Consider the following 17,591-nt stretch of genomic DNA (forward strand, 5'->3'; position numbering starts at 1 on the left):
AATCGCAAACCACACTTTTAGACGTCTAAACATCCAAATGGAATTAAAAGCGCATGGCAAAAATACATAACCTTGGTTTCCCTCGAATTGGCAAAAAGCGTGAGTTAAAGTTCGCAGTAGAAGCGTATTGGGCTGGCTCAATCTCTCAGCAAGAATTAATTGAAATAGGCCGAAAAATACGCGCAGAAAATTGGGCGTTACAGGCAAATGGTGGCATTGACTTAGGACCAGTAGGAGATTTTGCATGGTATGACCACGTATTAACTACAACGTTATTACTCGGTGCGGTCCCATTGCGGCATAAAAGCTCGGATGCAGAGCCTGATTTAGATACATTATTTCGTATTGGTCGAGGTCGAGCGCCAACTGGGTGCGCATGTGCGGCCAGCGAAATGACAAAATGGTTTAATAGTAATTATCATTATATTGTTCCAGAGTTAGAGCAGACGCAATCATTTAAACTGGCTTGGCATGAGCTCTTTGAGCAAGTGACAGAAGCGCAAAGCCTGGGCTACAAGGCAAAACCGGTTTTGGTTGGCCCGGTGACTTATTTGTACTTGTCAAAGTGTGCAGGTGAGGCGTTCAACAAACTGGATCTGTTAGATCGTATATTGCCGATTTACCAACAAGTGCTTGTAAAATTTGCAGAACAAGGCGTTGAGTGGGTACAGATTGATGAGCCTATTCTCTCGCTGGAACTGGAAGAGGGTTACTGTGATGCATTGCGAACAAGCTTTAGCGCTCTTGATGGGCAAGGGGTTAAACTATTATTAGCCACGTACTTTGATTCAGTTAATGATTACCTGTCTGATATTGCGGCGTACCCAGTGGAGGGGGTGCACTTCGATTGTGTGGCAGGAGCTCATGATGTGGCAGCATTGCATACGTTATTAGCAAAGGATCAGGTGTTATCTCTGGGGGTTGTGAATGGTCGCAATGTTTGGCGAACTGATCTGGCCGGCGTATTTGAAAAAATAGAGGAGGTTGCCAAGCTACGAGGCGATAACCTGTGGTTAGCGCCCTCTTGTTCGTTACTTCATACTCCCGTCGATTTAGACCAAGAAGCTGAATTGGACCCTGAGCTACGCTCATGGCTTGCATTTGCCAAACAAAAAGGGGAAGAGCTTCAGTTATTAAAATTGGCATTGGCATCAGGCGATACTCGTGCAATTTTAGAATACTCGTTACCCGTAAAAGCCAGAGCAACCTCACCTCGAGTAAATAACGCATTGGTACATAATCGAGTTGCAGCCTTAACGGTAAAAGATGGTCAGCGACAAAGCGCCTTTACGCAAAGAAGCAAAGTGCAAGCCCAAGCGCTTGCACTACCTTTATTACCTACCACTACCATTGGGTCATTTCCACAAACCCAATCAATTCGTAATGCTCGTCGCGACTTTAAAGCGGGTGTAATATCGTCAGCTGATTATAACGCGCAAATGCAAGCGGAGATCCGTTATGCGGTGGAGGAGCAAGAAGCACTTGATTTAGACGTACTGGTGCATGGTGAAGCTGAGCGGAATGATATGGTTGAGTATTTTGGTGAGCTATTAAATGGGTTTGCTTTTACTCAGTTTGGGTGGGTACAAAGTTATGGTTCGCGATGTGTTAAACCGCCGGTGATTTGGGGCGACATTTCACGCGAAAAAGCGATGACGGTTACATGGACTAAATACGCCCAAGCTCAAACGAGTAAGAAAGTAAAAGGGATGCTTACGGGCCCTGTTACTCTTTTATTTTGGTCATTTATCCGCGATGATTTGGACAGACCTACTATTGCGAATCAAATTGCTTTAGCGTTACGTGATGAGGTGGTTGAGCTGCAAAATGCAGGCATTGATATTATCCAAATTGATGAACCCGCGTTTCGTGAGGGGATGCCATTAAAGGCAAGTCAATGGCAAACATACCTCGAATGGGCGGCATACGCATTTAGAGTATCAGCAAGCGGCGTGTTAGATTCAACGCAAATTCATACCCACATGTGCTATGCGGAGTTTAACGATATTATCAGTGCCATTGCCGATATGGATGCAGATGTTATTACAATTGAAACATCTCGTTCTAATATGGCGCTACTGGAAGCCTTTGAAGAGTTTGCTTACCCAAATCAGATTGGACCTGGGGTGTACGACATCCACACGCCCAATGTACCTGAGATTGAGTGGATGAAAGCGTTAATTAATAAAGCAGCTAAAAAGGTGCCTGCTGAGCGTTTATGGGTTAACCCAGACTGCGGGCTTAAAACAAGAGGCTGGGAAGAGACCCGCGAAGCACTAAATAATATGGTGAGAGCCGCGAAAGAACTTAGAGTGGAGCTAGGTTAAATGAAGTGGGCTATGCAGATGCATAGCCTGAAGTTATTAAATCACCTCAGCTCTGGATAAGCGAATTTGCCCAATAAAGCTATTTTTCTCACTCTCGGCGTTGCTTTCATTTGTAATAGCCCGCTATTACTGCATAAAAGCGCCTTGATATTGAGCAAAATATCATCATTGGATTGTACGTAAGTTTGTTTTCAAAACATTTTCTATTCCAAAACCCTTATCCAAGCCTGAGGTTAAATAGACAGTGCCACGTCAGTATGCTTTATCAATAATGCCATGGCTTGAGAAGCAGGTAGCGGTTTAGAGACTAAGTAACCCTGACCAAGTTGGCAGCCTTTTCTTTTTAACAGCGCCCATTGTTTTGGATTTTCAATGCCTTCAGCAACGACATTGAGTTTGAGCGATTGTGCCAGAGATAATATGGCATCAACCAAGGGATTTTCTTTGTGTGTTAGTTGGTCAATAAAGCTTTTATCAATTTTTAAGGTGTGTATAGGGAGTTGATGAAGATACCCCAGTGCGGAGTAACCGGTCCCAAAATCGTCTAGATACAGTTTCACCCCAAGCGGTGCTAACCCGTGAATAATGCGTGTGGCCAGCGTGAGGTTTTCAATTAATCCCGACTCTGTGATTTCAAGGCACAGGGTACCGTTTGGTAATTGATATTTTATGTATAGTGAGCGCATATACTCGACAAAATCCAAACTGGCAAAATGTCGAGAAGAAACATTCACGGTTATTCTCACGGTTGGGTTTCCATCCCGACGCCAACTTTGTAATTGCGCAGCGGCTAAGTCAAGCAAGTATAAATCCAGTTCAATAATTTGCCCTGTATGCTCTGCAATAGGAATAAAGTCATCAGGGGGAACAAGACCCGCGCTGGGGTGATGCCAGCGTACTAACGATTCGAAACTGACTATATGAGGTTGGTTCAGTGTGAAAATGGGTTGAAAATAGAGTTCAAACTCATGGTTTTTGATACCACTTTGTAGATCATTCTCTATGTCCGCTTGGCGTTTTAGCTTTTTACGCATGGCATTATTAAAGTAACAAACGCGGCCTCTTCCAGATGACTTTGCTTCATACATGGCTGCATCCGCTTGTTGCAACAGAGTAATTGCATTGTCGGTTGCATCACTGGTAAATGCGGCGCCAATACTGCCTGATGCTTGTAATATATGTCCGTCTATCTGTAGAGGCTTGGCAATGGCATTGTTGATGCGCTCAAGGGCAATATCAACTTGTTGCTTATCATGAACATTTTCCATAAAAATCGCAAATTCATCCCCCCCCAGTCGGGCAAAGATGTCGGTGCGTCGAATGCTACCTTTAATAACATTAACGATTGCGACAAGAAAGTGGTCACCTACATCATGTCCTAGTGCATCATTAATACTTTTAAAGCGGTCGAGATCTAAATAGAGCAAACAATGTAGTTTCTTTTGTGGTGCCCGATCATGAGATAAAATGGCATGTTTAACTCGCTCTAGTAGAAGATAGCGATTAGCTAATCCGGTAAGCTCGTCATGCAGTGCCCTATGTTCGAGTGCTTGACGCGATAATTGACGGTCAATGGCCATACTTACTTGTCTGCTAATGTAAGTTAAAATTGCTAAATGATGGCGGTTAAATGCTTTGTGATCATGATAGCTTTGCATCACAATCACACCTTGGTACTGCTCATTAACCGTAAAAGGCACACCTAACCATGATGTTGGAGAGCGGCCCACCATTTTAAAATGTCCTTGTGCAATGTGCTTTTCAAAGTCGATATGATTACATAACAAGGGCTTGGAATTACTGATAATGTAGTAAGAAGCAGTTTCTTTTAATTGCGCTTTAACAATTTTTTGTGATGCATTACATCTTACTTCATTCTCCACTAGGTAATTTATTTCTAATAAATCAGCGTGTTTGTCATATAACCCAATGAAAAAGTTTTCTGCTGGTAATTGACTGTTTATGATGGCGTAAATGTCATCATAGAAAGCATCTAATTCTTGCGACTTATAAGCAATATTAGCAATTTTAAGCAGTGATTTTTCTAATTGTTGCGCTTGATTAAGCTGATCAACAGTCTGTGTTAAATGGTTTAACGTTCTCACTTGATTAATTTTAGCACTAAGTAAATGTGCGACAGTTGAGAGGATCTGTAAGTGCCCATTAGTAAAATAGTTTGGCTCAGGGTGTTCGCAATCAATTACCCCGAGAAGTTGTTCTTCATATACTAAAGGAACACATAATTCAGACAAAGCAGGGCGAGAGTCTGCGATATACCTGGGTTCACTCGAAACATCAGCAGATACGAAAGCGGTTTGGGTGCGTGCCACATACCCTGTGATCCCTTGGGCAATAGGAATGCGAGTTTGAATAATTTGGTAGTTGGCATTTTGGCTTGATAATCCCATGCTGGCTACTTCTTCTAAATATTCATGGTGTTCATCAGCGAGGTAAATTACACAGTCAACAAAACCCAGTCGGCTAACTACCTGAGAGGTCACATAATCAAACAGTTCATCTAACTGAGTAATTTGCAGTAAAGATGAAGAAAATTGGTTGATGATGCTGAGCTGTTCGGTCTTTGATTCTAATTTTTTTTGTGAAAGCATGCTCATCACTCATATTTGAGAGTGTGCATAACTTAACGTACTTAAGAATGAAACAACATATTTTTCAAAGAAAAAACGTTTGAGGGTGTAAAACAATGCAAACAGTGTGTCATCTTTACATAAACACCGTGCGAAATACTTTACTAACGGCCTTTAACTGCCTATGATCGGGCAAATTCAGCAGTGGAAAAGAGCAATGACTAGCACAGTAACGACCCTCACTATTACTCGCCCAGATGATTGGCATGTTCATTTACGCGACGGCGTACAGTTAAAAGACACCGTTCGTGATATTAGCCGTTATATGGGACGCGCAATCATCATGCCTAACTTGGTACCGCCTGCCACATGCACCGAAACTGCCCTTTCTTATCGAGATCGAATTTTGGCCGCTGAGCCTCAAGGTGATTTTAAACCGTTAATGGTGTTATATCTTACGGATAAAACAACGCCAGAAGAGATTAAAAAAGCCAAAGCAACAGGTCATATTGTTGCGGCTAAACTGTACCCGGCTGGTGCAACGACTAACTCCGATTCAGGTGTAACTGATATTGAAAATGTCTACCCAGCGCTTGAAGCGATGGAAGAAGTTGGCATGCTTTTATTGGTACACGGTGAAGTCACAGACTCATCTATTGATATTTTTGACCGAGAAAAAGTGTTCATTGAAACCAAACTTTCTAAAATAGTTGATACGTTTCCTAATTTAAAAGTCGTGTTAGAGCATATTACCACCCAAGATGCAGTAGAATTTGTTAAAGGCGCTTCTGATAATGTCGCTGCGACCATAACGGCACATCATTTATTATACAATCGTAATCACATGCTAGCAGGTGGGATCAGGCCGCATTATTATTGTTTACCAATCTTGAAGCGCAATACTCATCAACAAGCGCTCATTGAAGCAGCTACCAGTGGCAGTAAAAAATTCTTTTTAGGCACAGACTCTGCACCACATGCCAAAGATAAAAAGGAAGCTGCATGTGGGTGTGCGGGAGCCTATACAGCTCATGCTGCATTAGAGTTGTATGCTGAAGCCTTCGAAGAAGTTGATGCACTGGATAAGTTAGAAGGGTTTGCAAGTCATTTTGGACCAGACTTTTACAACCTACCACGTAACACAGATACCATTACGATGAAAAAGTCACCTTGGAAGGTACCAGAGAGCTACCCCCTTGGCGGAACTGACGTAGTGCCGATTAAAGCGGGTGATATGATTGACTGGTTAGTGACTGAGTAATTCACCAACTAGTATAAGAAGCGCACTGATATAGTGCGCTTTTTTTATGTTTTTGGGTAATATTTACAGAATTAATGAGCCTTGGTTTGTACAGAAACCTAGTTTCTATGTTAGGCTACTAATGCTTTGAGTTTTTGCAATTCAATGGATGTAAAAGTTGCGGTAAAGAATAATGTACTTGTACTTACCGGTTAGGTACTTACGATTGGTAGCATTAGTATGATCTGCTGTATTTATTATTCCGATGTGTTGATAAGCAAGCTCAGGGAGGAAGCCATATTGGCAAGTGTTAATTTTGATTTGATCTACAGGAATAATAGGTATGTCTACTTCTAAAACAGGTAAAGTAAAGTTTTTCAATGAATCTAAAGGTTTTGGTTTTATTGAACAAGAAAATGGTCCTGACGTGTTCGTACACTTCAGCGCTATTTCTGGTGACGGTTTCCGTACTCTGACTGATGGCCAAGCTGTGTCTTTTGACGTTAAGCAAGGTAAAAAAGGTCCAGAAGCTGAAAACGTAGTTGCTGTATAAGCCTGCTTTAATGGGAGTAACAGCCCTGTTACTCCTTTATCTTATTTTCTCTTTCTAAATATTCTTATTATATAAAATTCCTTATAATTATTTGCTTTATTATTTTTATATGTAAAAATAATAGGTAGATCAGTAAATGTTTATATCTGATTAATATATTACCCTTTGTAGGTAATTTTATATCCTTATCAATACAAGAGAACTGCCAATGCGTGAAATTAAATCTTTTATTAAGTCTGCAAGTTTTAACGAGCTAGAGAAAGCTGCTGAATTAATCAACGAAGCTCTCGATAGTCAACGTGAACAACAGCAAGTAAAAGACGAAGTATTAGCACTTATCAAGGAAAAAGGGTTAACCCTTGAAGATTTAGTCGGTGGCGCTCAATCGGACAAGCGCGCAAAAGTAAAAGCAAAATATCGTATAGAAAAAGATGGGCAAGTTTTTGAATGGACTGGCCGTGGTAAAACACCAAAAGCTTTTGCTGATGTTAATTTAGACGACTATACGATCTAATTTAGCTGAGCTATATTATCTTCTACGCTCGCTTTAATTGCGGGCGTTTATTTTTAGAAGCCTCTAACTGTTTGGAAGACCTATTTACACCCTTAGACCCTACCAACAAGACGCCGTTCAGAATACGATATCCCACTTTAAAAAATGTAATGACGCCGCGGTAATTGTCCTCCCTACTGGTGCAGGAAAAAGCCTCGTGATTGCAGAGTTAGCTCGACTTGCAAAACATAAAATACTGGTCTTAGCACACGTCAAAGAGCTCGTAGAGCAGAACGCGCAAAAATATACCAGCTTCGGTCTTAAGGCGAGTGTGTTCTCTGCTGGGTTGAAAGAGAAGTCATTATCAGAGCAGGTGACCTTTGCGAGCGTTCAGTCTATTGCTCGAAACCTAGAACAGCTGCAAAGCTTTTATTCCTTGATAATCATTGATGAATGCCATCGTGTGAGTGAAAATCAAGATAGCCAGTATCAACAAGTCATAAACCAATTAAGTAAATACAACGCAAACTTAAAGGTATTAGGTTTAACTGCAACGCCTTATCGTTTAGGTATGGGCTGGATTTATTACCAGCATTATCATGGTTTTATTCGAGGAAGCTCGGAGTCACCGTTTAAGCGATGTATATATGAACTACCATTGAGGTATATGATCCAAAATGGGTATTTAACTTCTCCAAATGAAATTGACCCTGCAACAACCAATTACGATTTTTCTTCTTTAATTACTAATACATTTGGAAATTATTCAGAAAAAGATATGAATAAGCTCTTATCAGATCAAACTAGAGCAACAAAAAGTATAATTGATCACATAATCGAAAAAAGTGAACGTCGATTAGGGGTGATGATATTTGCAGCAACGGTTATACATGCAAAGGAAATAACAGGCTATTTACCAGAAAATAATACAAGGTTAATTATTGGTGATACTGACAATGCAAAACGTGATGAAATAATTAAAGATTTTAAAGAAAAGAAAATTAAATACTTAATAAATGTTTCTGTATTAACTACGGGCTTTGATGCGCCCCATGTTGACTTAATTGCTATTTTAAGACCAACAGAGTCAGTTAGTTTATATCAACAAATCGTTGGTCGAGGCTTAAGGCTTTCCGAAGATAAAGAAGATTGCATTATTTTAGATTATGCTGGAAATGATTTTAATCTATATCACCCAGAAGTGGGTGAAAAAAAACCAAATTCAGACAGTGAGCCAGTACAGGTACTGTGTCCAGGGTGTGGCTTTGCGAATGTTTTTTGGGGAAAGCTGAGTGAGGATGGGCAAATAATTGAACATTATGGCAGGCGCTGCCAAGGGTTACTTGATGATGGTCAATCTCAGCAACAATGTGACTTCAGGTTTAAGTTTAAAGAATGTGATGAATGCGGTGCTGAAAATGATATCGCTGCGCGCCAATGCAATCAATGTGGTGCGATTATGGCTGATCCCGACGATAAATTGCGGGCTGCACTTAATTTAAAAAATGCCATGGTGCTGCGTTGCTCTGGGTTATCGGTGTCATTAATAAAAGCGCAGTTAATCAAAGTAAGCTACTTTGATGAAGACGGCGCCAGTTGTGATGAGGTATATGACTTTTCTAATAAAAAAAGTCGCTTTGTATTTCATCGCTTTTATAGTTACCGGGTGCAGGGGCATGTTGATAAGGTAACGTGGAGTTCAGCGGAACAAGTGGTTGCTGTAGGGCACCTATTACGCGCGCCAGATTTTGTTATTGCGAAACAGCACAAAAAGTATGGTTGGCAGGTTGCTCAGAAGCTGTTTGATTATGAAGGAAGCTATCGCAAAGCGGATAAGTCATAGGGATGAGGGTAGTCAAAGCTGCATCCGTGCAGCTTTGGGATTTATTCTGGTGCCATAATGCCCCAGCCGTCGCCATACCCTTCATGGGTATTGGCAATGCTTTCTATATACTGTTCAGTTTGACCGAGTAACTCGTGGACCGGTACCATTTTAACTGTCGTAACAACTTCCCAAACGCCCGTATCAGGACATTGTTGTAATTCGGTGTTAGGTGCTAATTCATCTTCTGCAATGGCTTGTGCAAACTTTTCAGCTTGCGGCTTTTGCTCAAATAATATGAAGAAATCAACATTATGAAGTTGGCTTAGGTCAACACCGGCTTCTGCTATTTCGTTAAGGAGCTGGCCATTGTCATCATCTGGAAACTGCATGTTTTTATCCGCTTAAACTAATTATATGTATTGTCGGTGATCCGCAATGAAATAAAAAGGGGGATTGATAAATTTTAAAAGATTGGTCTTGAGATTGTTCATGGGGGGTTGATATATCATATGTTAGTATTGCTTTTTAATTATAAGATAAGAGTATTCAACCAAGTGTCAAAGCGACTTTTCGGGTGTATTTTTATGGTTGCGGCACTTTGGAGTCACGTCCTTAATGCCCAAACCAATGTGCAACTTGAAACACTTAAAATACAAGGTGTGGAAGGCGCTGTGGCGCAAAACGTTTCTGGTTTTTTACAGCCATTTCTAAAACGGCGCTTTAGCGTTGCAGATCATGCGATTGCACGTAAGGACGTTGAATCTGCGTTACAGGCATTTGGGTATTATAACAGTAAGATTGCATTAACCTTAACGGATCATCAACAAACACTGCAAGTCGATATAGCTGTTCAGGAGCGCTTAAAATGGAATGCCATTGATATTGATGTATTGATGCGTAGTGAACCCGATCCATTTATAGATGAGTTGGTGCTGAATGTACCTATTAAACTTGATGAACCGGTTCGCCATGATCTGTACCAAAAGACCAAAGCACAGCTAGAAAGTGCATTACTCGCAAGGGGATATTTTGATTTTAGATGGATTGATAGTCAGCTAAGAGTCAATAAAAAACGACAACAGGCAAGTGTTGTTTTACGCATAGAGGCAGGTGTTCGGTATCGCTTTGGTGGCATAGTAATGAATACAGACGTTAAAGCTAAAACGTATATTCGCCAGTTAGCACCGTTTCAACATAATGCGTTTTATCAAGCGGATCTGTTGTCAGACTTCAATTTATCGCTGAATGCAACGCCTTATTTTTCTGCCATAAAAGTATATCCATTATTAAAAGAGCGGGATAATGGGCAGGTGCCCATCCGTGTTGATGTCTATGAAAAGCCAGCTAATAGTTATGAGGTCGGTGGTGGTTACAGTACTGACCTGGGTGCTAGAGGGCGTTTTAAATGGTCAAAGCCGTGGGTGAGTGAGCAGGGGCACTTTATTGAAAGTAACCTCTCTTTGTCAGAGCAGCAGCAAGATATTACGGCCAGTTATACGATCCCTGTGAGTAATCCCAATGATGATGTTTGGCGTGTACTCGGTGGCTATCAATTTCAAGATCAAGTAACCGATAATGTAGAAACAAAAATTTGGAATATACAGTTACAGCGGCAGTGGCTGACTGACGACGACTGGGTACGTACTGCGTTTATAAAAAGAGAGCACCAAACAACGCAACGCGGGGTTACTGTAGATAACCTACCTCAGGTAAAAACAGAGATGCTGCTTCCTGGTGTGAGCTATGCGAAAAAACACTCTAAAGGCGGTGCACTACCTTACTGGGGTAATGAACAGCTTTTTTCAGTTGAAGTTGCTAGTAAAGAGCTGATTTCATCAACATCTTTGGTAAAAGTGAATTGGAAAAATGCTTGGTTAAGAAGTTACAAAGCGCGGCATTTGTTTTTTGCGAGGGTTGATTTAGGCGCGATTATTGCGGATGAGATTGAGGCTGTGCCATTTAATATGCGTTTTTTTGCAGGGGGCGATCAAAGTATCAGAGGGTTTGCTTATCAAAGTGTTGCACCCCGTGATGAGCAAGGCGAACTTCTGGGTGGAAAATACATGGTGACAAGTGCAGCGGAATACAATTATCAGTTTTTACCTAATTGGCGTGCAGCGGTATTTATCGATGCCGGTGCCGTTGATAATAAAGCTTTGAGTGACTGGTCTGTTGGAGGTGGTTTTGGTATTCGTTATATCACGCCTATAGGGCCGATTAGGCTCGACCATGCATGGGGGTTGAGTAAAGCAAGTAAGAGCACGCGATTAAGCATAGTAATAGGTCCAGAGATTTAATGTTGTACAGAAAATTAAGAAAAATACAGGGTGTGTATGCGTTTGTTGGGCTTCTTCTATTTGTGTTAGGGATGCTTTTTACTCTTACGGGTAATCAGTTATTACTATCCGTGGTAAGTCGAATTATTCCTGAATTGGATATCAGTGTGACTAATCGGACGGTGCTCTCTGGTGGGGAGATTAACTTTACCTATCAATCAAAGCAGCAGTCGATCACTGGCAGTAATATACGCATAGAGATGTCATGGTTTGATTGCGATACGTTATGTATTAAGAGCGATGTAGACCATATTGAAGTCACGCAGCATGACACCGCTGACGTAGCGAACAATGAACCGGTACAGGCAGTGGATGAACAAGGTTCCAACGTAGCAGAGGGGAATGACACCACCTCCTTGTCAGTGACCTTTCCGATAAGCATAACGTTGAAATACTTAAACGTTAAAAGACTTATGGTGAATTCGCCAACACAAACAGTGTCTTTAGATGATTTTAAACTGTCGGCATCTTTACAAGAAAGTACGGTTCAGATTGATACGCTACAACTAAGTTCCGTTAACTTGGAGTTAATACAGCAGATAGACTCACAGACAAATAAATTAGAGACAATCATACCTGCATTGGTGCCGAAGGAAGTGTTCTTACCTCTAACCGTAAATGTTGTGAAGGCTCATGTGAGTGAAATAAGTATTGTGCAAGCACAACAGCAACATGTGTTGCGAGAGATAGAAATGTCGTTGTTTGTCATGGGATCGCACTTTCAATTGAGCGATGTACATATGGCGTATAAAGACCTGCATTTACGCTCAAATGCCCAACTCAATACCAAAGATTGGCGAGTGGACAGCTTAACAACGCTGACGACACCAACGCAATTATTATCACTAAAAACGATGGGAACATTCAGCAATTTAACCGTTGTAACTAGTGGGCAGGGTAGTGTGGCCGGTGATGTGGTAAGCCACTTGGACCTCACGACACCCAATTGGCCGTTTACGGTTGAAGGGGCGTTCACGCAAAAAGCAAGGGTAGCTGGGGGCGCGTTAAATATCGGAAGTATTGAAGCGGGAGAACTGACATTGCAAGCTCAAGGCCATGCAAATAAGTATCATGCAGTGTTACAGGGAAGTGCCGCAGCGACGAAACTTGGCACACTTAGCAGCCGTATAAGTTTGTATGGCGGTATGACTCACCTGAATGTGGACGAGGCTAAGTTAATTATAAATGAAGCTCGCACAAATTTTAAGGCAAAACTCGATTGGGACACAGGGGTGTTTGCGACTATTCAAGGAGATTTACAAAAACTCCCTTTAGGGATGCTAGTTGAAAATATACAGACACGATTAACTGGAGAGTTTCACGCGAAATTTAACAAAGTAGGTGAAGCTTGGCTGCTAGCTGTAGATAAATTATCTCTAAAAGGTGACTCTCAGGATGTTCCATTGGGGGCTGAAGTTAAACTGACTCTAAATGAACAAGGATACGGTGCTATTGAGCAGTTAGAGCTCAATTATGGTGAGAGTATTGTACAACTCAGCGGTGTGATGGGGGACGAAATTGACTTGAGTGGACGGTTTAATATTGATCATAAACATAATGCTTTACTTGCAATTGATGCACATTTAACAGGTGAAGTAAGACTCAAGGGGGATCACAATCATCCGCATGTTTACGTTAAAAGTAATGTGTCTCATATCAAATATGATAACGCAGTTATATCGAATGGGAAGATCACGGCTGATGTTAATCTAGAAAAGGGCTGGGAAAGTGATATTAATATGACTTTTGCTCATTTACGTCTAGCTAATGAGCAGCTCGAAAATATCACGTTATCATTGGCGGGCAACAAGCAGCAGCATACTATTCATTTGGACTCAGCGGGAACTATTGCTACTCAGATAGAGATCCAAGGTGGATTAGAAAAGGCGCAGTGGCAAGGGGGACTATCTCACGCCAAAATAACTTACTTAGACTTACCAATAGAGCTGGTTTCACCAGTTCAATTTTTGGTTTCTAATAAAAAAAGTGAAATTATGCCTCATTGCTGGGCGGTTAAGCGCAGCGAAGTGTGTTTACAAGCACAGTACACCGCTGATTTAGCAGGGCACGCGGCGATGTCATTGTCAAAAGTGGATTTAAGAGACTTTAATACTCTGAGCGACAAGTGGCAAATGGCAGGAGTAGGTAAAGGGGAGGTAAATGCTAAATGGTTTGCAGGAGAGCTCCTTGATGCCAATGCTGTATTAGATTTTAAGGATACTTCAATAAGGGCTGATTTTGCCCAGCAAGCGCGTGTTTTGCCTGCTGAGTCGATAAACGTTGTTATGCGTAGCGATAAAGATCACATGGCATTAGATTGGCATCTAACATCGTCATTATTTGGAAATTTAAAGGGCGACATGGATGTACCTATCGCTGACTATCGTAACGCGACTGCTAAGCTGATTGTTGATGACGTTAACCTTGCCAAATTATCTCCGTTCATGGAGCAAGTGGTACAGCAACCTATGGCGCTGTCAGGCATATTGAACGCAGATGTATCAATTCTAAATGGTTTCGATAAGCCCAATTTTCACGGTGCAATGCAGTTAACACAATTTGCAGTTAAAAGCCCAGTTAGCCCCGTTGCGATACATAAATCAAATGTCGAGGTGACTTTTAATAAACAGCAAGCCGATATCAAAGGGGTGTTTTATGCTGTAGAGGGGGGGGATTTAACGCTCTCAGGAGATCTCGTTTGGCAAGAGTCATTGGCACTGTCTTTGAATGCATCAGGGCAAGACTTTTTAGTTTCACCACAACCGGGTATCGAATTGGGCTTATCTCCTGATCTGACGATTACATATGCCCATAATCAGGCTGAAATCTCAGGGGAGCTGGTGGTGCCTTATGGTCGTATTGCAATAGAATCATTACCACAAGGTGTCGTACAGGTCTCTGATGATCAGTATATTTTAGACGAACAAATAGTAGGAAATGACGACTCGTTGATAGATTACGACTTAGATCTGTCAATGAAAATACTCGATGACCTGCGGGTAACAGCTTTGGGGTTAGATAGCTACATTACGGGAGACTTAGATGTGACTAAGCAAACTGAGACGCCATTAATCGTAACCGGTGAGCTATCTTTAAGAGAAGGAAAGTACCGAGCTTTCGGACAAGACCTATTGATTGACCATGGCCAGATTGGCTTTAATGGCTCACCAGATAAGCCCTATTTAAATGTCAGTGCGATTCGTAACCCTCAAGTCACAGCGGATAATGTTAAAGTGGGAGTAGAGCTCACGGGCAACGCGACGCAACCAGTATTAACAGTGTTTTCTGAACCTGCGATGGATCAGGCACAAGCTTTGGCATATTTACTCAATGGTGAACCTTTAGGACAAAGCGACAGTGATAACAACACGATGTTGACGCAATTTCTGTTATCGCAGAGTATTGAGCGTAGTGAGGGGGTAGTGGCAAAAGCGGGTGAAAAATTAGGGATCAATGATGTTAATCTAACGGCAAAAGGCAGTGGTGATAGCACTCAAGTGGAAGTCTCAGGTTATATAACACCGAATGTACAAGTCAGTTATCGTGTGGGGGTATTTGATTCTTTAAGTGAAATTGCGGTGCGTTACCGCGTGTTTTCGAAAATGTATATTGAGGCGACGAGCGGTTTATACGATAGTATAGACCTGCTGTATAAATTTGATAGAGGTGAGTAATGCGATTGTTATGGGTTGTAGTGGCATTATTTTTGTCTATGAGTTTGGCTCACGCACAAGAGACCGTGAGGATCACCATTGGGGCGGATCCATATGTGCAAGCCCTTTTAAAGCTTGCGCTCTCTTATGATGAAGCACAACCTGAACTAAAGTTTGTTTACGATATACCAACGCAAAAAAGAGCGATACGCTTACTCGGGAAAGACAACGGAATAGACGTTTTTTGGTCTGTGACTTCTTCTAAACGAGAAAAGCTAGCTCGGGCGATTAGGATCCCTTTGGTTAAAGGTGTATTAGGATATCGTTTAGGGCTAATACGCAAAGCTGATGTATCCCGGATGGAAAAACTGAATACAATCGGAGATTTTCAGAGTGTGCACTTTGGGCTTAGGGATGATTGGCCTGATTTAGATATTTTTAAAAAGAATAATTTAAAAGTGGTGTCTTACCCCCGAGAGGGCAACGCCTATGAGATGTTACGCTCTGGGCGTTTTGACATATTACCTACCGACGTATTGGATGGTGTTTATTTAGATACTGAGTCAGGCATACAAGCCGATCCTCACCATATTTATTACTACCCCTCAGCGGTTTATTTTTTTGTCGCAAAAAATGATCTTGTGCTCTATAACAAATTAAAATCAGGTCTAGAGCAAGCCCATGCGGATGGTAGCTTTGATAAATTGTTCAATCGTTACTTTGCCACTCGGTTAAAAGATGCGAATTTAGCAAAGCGAAAACGCATTGATTTGGTCAACCCTTTACTGCCCCTAAGCGCACCATTGAGTAATGCTACTTATTGGTATAAAAATAACAATGAAGGAAATTAATGAATGCCAATAATGAAAATGGCGTGTGTTTCATCTTTATCAATCACCCTCAGTTTAGCCTCGTTTTTTAATTATGCTTCACAAAGCGTATTGCGTGCTCCTCATGAAATTATCGCAGCAGCTCCCACTGATGCCTGGCGTGCTGTCGATAATGAGCAAGTACTTAAGTTTGAGCTTGCTACTGGTTCTGTTTATATCGAACTTAATTCACAACTCGCGCCAGAGCATGTTAAAAATATAAAAAACCTGGTTCGAGAAAAATTTTACGATGGGCTGAGCATTTATCGATTTGTGGAAGGATTTGTCGCGCAAGGGGGTGATCAAGGTGAGACTAAAAAACTGAGTAAGGCCAAAAGAGCAGTTGATGCTGAGTTTTTTTATACTAGCAAGAATCGCTTGCCTATTACTTCTTTAAAAATGATTGACGGTTATGCCCCTGTGACAGGCTTTTTAGGTGGTTTTGCCGTCGCTCAGTCGGCTGATGGTAAAAATACATGGCAAACCCATTGTACTGGTATTTTTGCTATGGCGCGTGGAAACGAGATTAATAGTGGCGGTACAGAGTTTTATATTACATTGGCACCCGTGCGTTATTTGGATAGGAATATAACGGTGTTTGGGCGGGTGTTGCATGGTATGGAGCACGTCAATAGATTAATGCGTACACCACGACCCGATGAAGACTTTAATGTCATTACACATGCGCGGATACTCGGTGATATTAGCGCGATAGATAAAACGGAATTTACCGTATTTGATACTGAGCACACAGAGTTTCAAGCTTTAATACAAGCACGAAAAAGCCGCCCCGAAGCGTGGTTCGTTGAGCGGCCTAATTATGCTGATGTGTGTTCAATTACCATTCCGACGCGCATTATTACTGGCGGTTAGTTCTGATCGCGTAAGGGGTTTTGTTATAGTCGCTAGAGCGGTACGGATTAATATCTAATCCGCCTCTGCGGGTATAGCGAGCATATACTGCAAGCTTCTCAAAGGCAAAGGTGCGTTGTAGCTCACAGTAAATGCGCTCAACACATTGTTCATGGAATTCATTATGGCTACGAAAAGAAATTAAATAGCGTAATAAAGATTCATGGCATACCGCAACGCCCGTATATTCAATAATAATTGTCGCCCAGTCAGGCTGTGACGTGATCAGGCAATTCGATTTTAAGAGGTGGCTATGCAATGTTTCGCTAACCACGTCTGAAGACTTTTGCTTTAGTATATTCTCTATCGGACTATAGTGTTCAACGTCGATGTCTAAATCATCAATGCATTGCCCCGGCATAGACGTGAAAGCAATACAGTCGTGATCGTTTGCTTTATAGAGCACCACCTCGACTTGAGAGTGCGTTACGGCTGATAAATCTTTAGTAAGAGTATCTAATACGGTTTTTTGATCTGCAAACCGTGTTTGATTAAAACTATTTAAATAAAGTTTAAACGACTTCGACTCAACAATATGGCTACTTTGGCAAGGAAAAGTAAAGGTCGCAACCGCGACTTGCGGTTTCCCTTTTGCGTTAAGCCAAGATAGCTCATATCCAGTCCACGTATCTTCCCCTAAAAATGGCAAGTCTGCTTCATCAACAGAGATTTGGTCTCTATTGAGTTTACGTGCAATAGGGTAAAGTAGGCTGGCATCATACTGCTGAGCATATTCTGTGGTTTTGCCTAAAATAGAGGCTTTTAGCTCTGGGGCATCGGTGTAATCTGTCATGT

12 protein-coding genes are annotated in these 17,591 nt (G+C 41.6%); 9 read left to right on the forward strand and 3 right to left on the reverse strand.

All coding sequences use genetic code 11. From position 1 onward, the window contains the following. The first annotated feature begins 53 nt into the window (after positions 1 to 53). Complete coding sequence (gene metE, locus BGP78_RS16185; RefSeq protein WP_119862348.1) at positions 54 to 2,327, forward strand: 5-methyltetrahydropteroyltriglutamate--homocysteine S-methyltransferase; 2,274 nt, start codon at positions 54 to 56, stop codon at positions 2,325 to 2,327. 233 nt (positions 2,328 to 2,560) lie between these two features. Here the strand turns inward: metE and BGP78_RS16190 are convergent, their stop codons facing one another. Beyond that, positions 2,561 to 4,936, reverse strand: coding sequence for a GGDEF domain-containing protein (locus tag BGP78_RS16190; protein ID WP_119862349.1), 2,376 nt, complete (start codon positions 4,934 to 4,936; stop codon positions 2,561 to 2,563). A 196-nt stretch (positions 4,937 to 5,132) separates the two neighbouring features. Between BGP78_RS16190 and pyrC the strand changes: the two genes are divergently transcribed. The 4 genes from pyrC to BGP78_RS16210 all read left to right on the forward strand — a co-directional run bounded on the left by pyrC (position 5,133) and on the right by BGP78_RS16210 (position 9,044). Then, entirely contained in the window at positions 5,133 to 6,176 is a 1,044-nt protein-coding gene (gene pyrC / locus BGP78_RS16195; protein ID WP_119862350.1) for a dihydroorotase, read from the forward strand. 322 nt (positions 6,177 to 6,498) lie between these two features. After that, positions 6,499 to 6,708: a cold-shock protein gene (locus BGP78_RS16200; RefSeq protein ID WP_010362305.1), complete on the forward strand. Its 210-nt coding sequence runs from the start codon at positions 6,499 to 6,501 to the stop codon at positions 6,706 to 6,708. A 208-nt stretch (positions 6,709 to 6,916) separates the two neighbouring features. Further along, positions 6,917 to 7,222 (forward strand): H-NS family nucleoid-associated regulatory protein, encoded by a 306-nt coding sequence (locus BGP78_RS16205; RefSeq protein WP_010362304.1) that lies wholly within the window; start codon positions 6,917 to 6,919, stop codon positions 7,220 to 7,222. A gap of 82 nt (positions 7,223 to 7,304) precedes the next feature. Then, positions 7,305 to 9,044: a DEAD/DEAH box helicase gene (locus BGP78_RS16210; protein ID WP_119862351.1), complete on the forward strand. Its 1,740-nt coding sequence runs from the start codon at positions 7,305 to 7,307 to the stop codon at positions 9,042 to 9,044. A 41-nt stretch (positions 9,045 to 9,085) separates the two neighbouring features. Here the strand turns inward: BGP78_RS16210 and BGP78_RS16215 are convergent, their stop codons facing one another. Further along, the gene (locus BGP78_RS16215; protein ID WP_119862352.1) at positions 9,086 to 9,415 is read right to left on the reverse strand and encodes a ribonuclease E inhibitor RraB; all 330 of its coding nucleotides are present in this window, start codon (positions 9,413 to 9,415) and stop codon (positions 9,086 to 9,088) included. Between the two features lie 195 nt (positions 9,416 to 9,610). On the opposite strand from BGP78_RS16215, the gene BGP78_RS16220 reads away from it, so the two are divergent. The 4 genes from BGP78_RS16220 to BGP78_RS16235 are packed head-to-tail and all read left to right on the forward strand — an operon-like array spanning position 9,611 to position 16,757. Beyond that, positions 9,611 to 11,323: an autotransporter assembly complex family protein gene (locus BGP78_RS16220; protein WP_259386344.1), complete on the forward strand. Its 1,713-nt coding sequence runs from the start codon at positions 9,611 to 9,613 to the stop codon at positions 11,321 to 11,323. Continuing rightward, positions 11,323 to 15,036: a translocation/assembly module TamB domain-containing protein gene (locus BGP78_RS16225; RefSeq protein ID WP_119862354.1), complete on the forward strand. Its 3,714-nt coding sequence runs from the start codon at positions 11,323 to 11,325 to the stop codon at positions 15,034 to 15,036. The genes BGP78_RS16220 and BGP78_RS16225 overlap by 1 nt, the downstream gene beginning before the upstream one ends. Then, on the forward strand, positions 15,036 to 15,866 hold the full coding sequence (locus tag BGP78_RS16230) for an ABC transporter substrate-binding protein (protein WP_119862355.1): 831 nt from the start codon (positions 15,036 to 15,038) through the stop codon (positions 15,864 to 15,866). Before BGP78_RS16225 ends, BGP78_RS16230 begins: the two co-directional genes overlap by 1 nt. Positions 15,867 to 15,869: 3 nt before the next feature. Further along, positions 15,870 to 16,757: a peptidylprolyl isomerase gene (locus BGP78_RS16235; protein ID WP_119862356.1), complete on the forward strand. Its 888-nt coding sequence runs from the start codon at positions 15,870 to 15,872 to the stop codon at positions 16,755 to 16,757. On the opposite strand, the gene queF is transcribed toward BGP78_RS16235, so the two are convergent. Next, positions 16,744 to 17,589 (reverse strand): NADPH-dependent 7-cyano-7-deazaguanine reductase QueF, encoded by an 846-nt coding sequence (queF, locus tag BGP78_RS16240; protein WP_119862357.1) that lies wholly within the window; start codon positions 17,587 to 17,589, stop codon positions 16,744 to 16,746. The two genes, BGP78_RS16235 and queF, sit on opposite strands and share 14 nt — an antisense overlap. Between the last annotated feature and the right edge of the window lie 2 nt (positions 17,590 to 17,591).

This window comes from Pseudoalteromonas sp. MSK9-3, assembly GCF_003590335.1.
Classification (GTDB): Bacteria; Pseudomonadota; Gammaproteobacteria; order Enterobacterales; family Alteromonadaceae; genus Pseudoalteromonas.

Coding starts and splice junctions, on each gene's coding strand:
- metE (WP_119862348.1), top strand. CDS start 54: ATGGCAAAAATACATAACCTTGGTTTCCCTCGAATTGGCAAAAAGCGT.
- BGP78_RS16190 (WP_119862349.1), bottom strand. CDS start 4,936: ATGCTTTCACAAAAAAAATTAGAATCAAAGACCGAACAGCTCAGCATC.
- pyrC (WP_119862350.1), top strand. CDS start 5,133: ATGACTAGCACAGTAACGACCCTCACTATTACTCGCCCAGATGATTGG.
- BGP78_RS16200 (WP_010362305.1), top strand. CDS start 6,499: ATGTCTACTTCTAAAACAGGTAAAGTAAAGTTTTTCAATGAATCTAAA.
- BGP78_RS16205 (WP_010362304.1), top strand. CDS start 6,917: ATGCGTGAAATTAAATCTTTTATTAAGTCTGCAAGTTTTAACGAGCTA.
- BGP78_RS16215 (WP_119862352.1), bottom strand. CDS start 9,415: ATGCAGTTTCCAGATGATGACAATGGCCAGCTCCTTAACGAAATAGCA.
- BGP78_RS16220 (WP_259386344.1), top strand. CDS start 9,611: ATGGTTGCGGCACTTTGGAGTCACGTCCTTAATGCCCAAACCAATGTG.
- BGP78_RS16225 (WP_119862354.1), top strand. CDS start 11,323: ATGTTGTACAGAAAATTAAGAAAAATACAGGGTGTGTATGCGTTTGTT.
- BGP78_RS16230 (WP_119862355.1), top strand. CDS start 15,036: ATGCGATTGTTATGGGTTGTAGTGGCATTATTTTTGTCTATGAGTTTG.
- BGP78_RS16235 (WP_119862356.1), top strand. CDS start 15,870: ATGCCAATAATGAAAATGGCGTGTGTTTCATCTTTATCAATCACCCTC.
- queF (WP_119862357.1), bottom strand. CDS start 17,589: ATGACAGATTACACCGATGCCCCAGAGCTAAAAGCCTCTATTTTAGGC.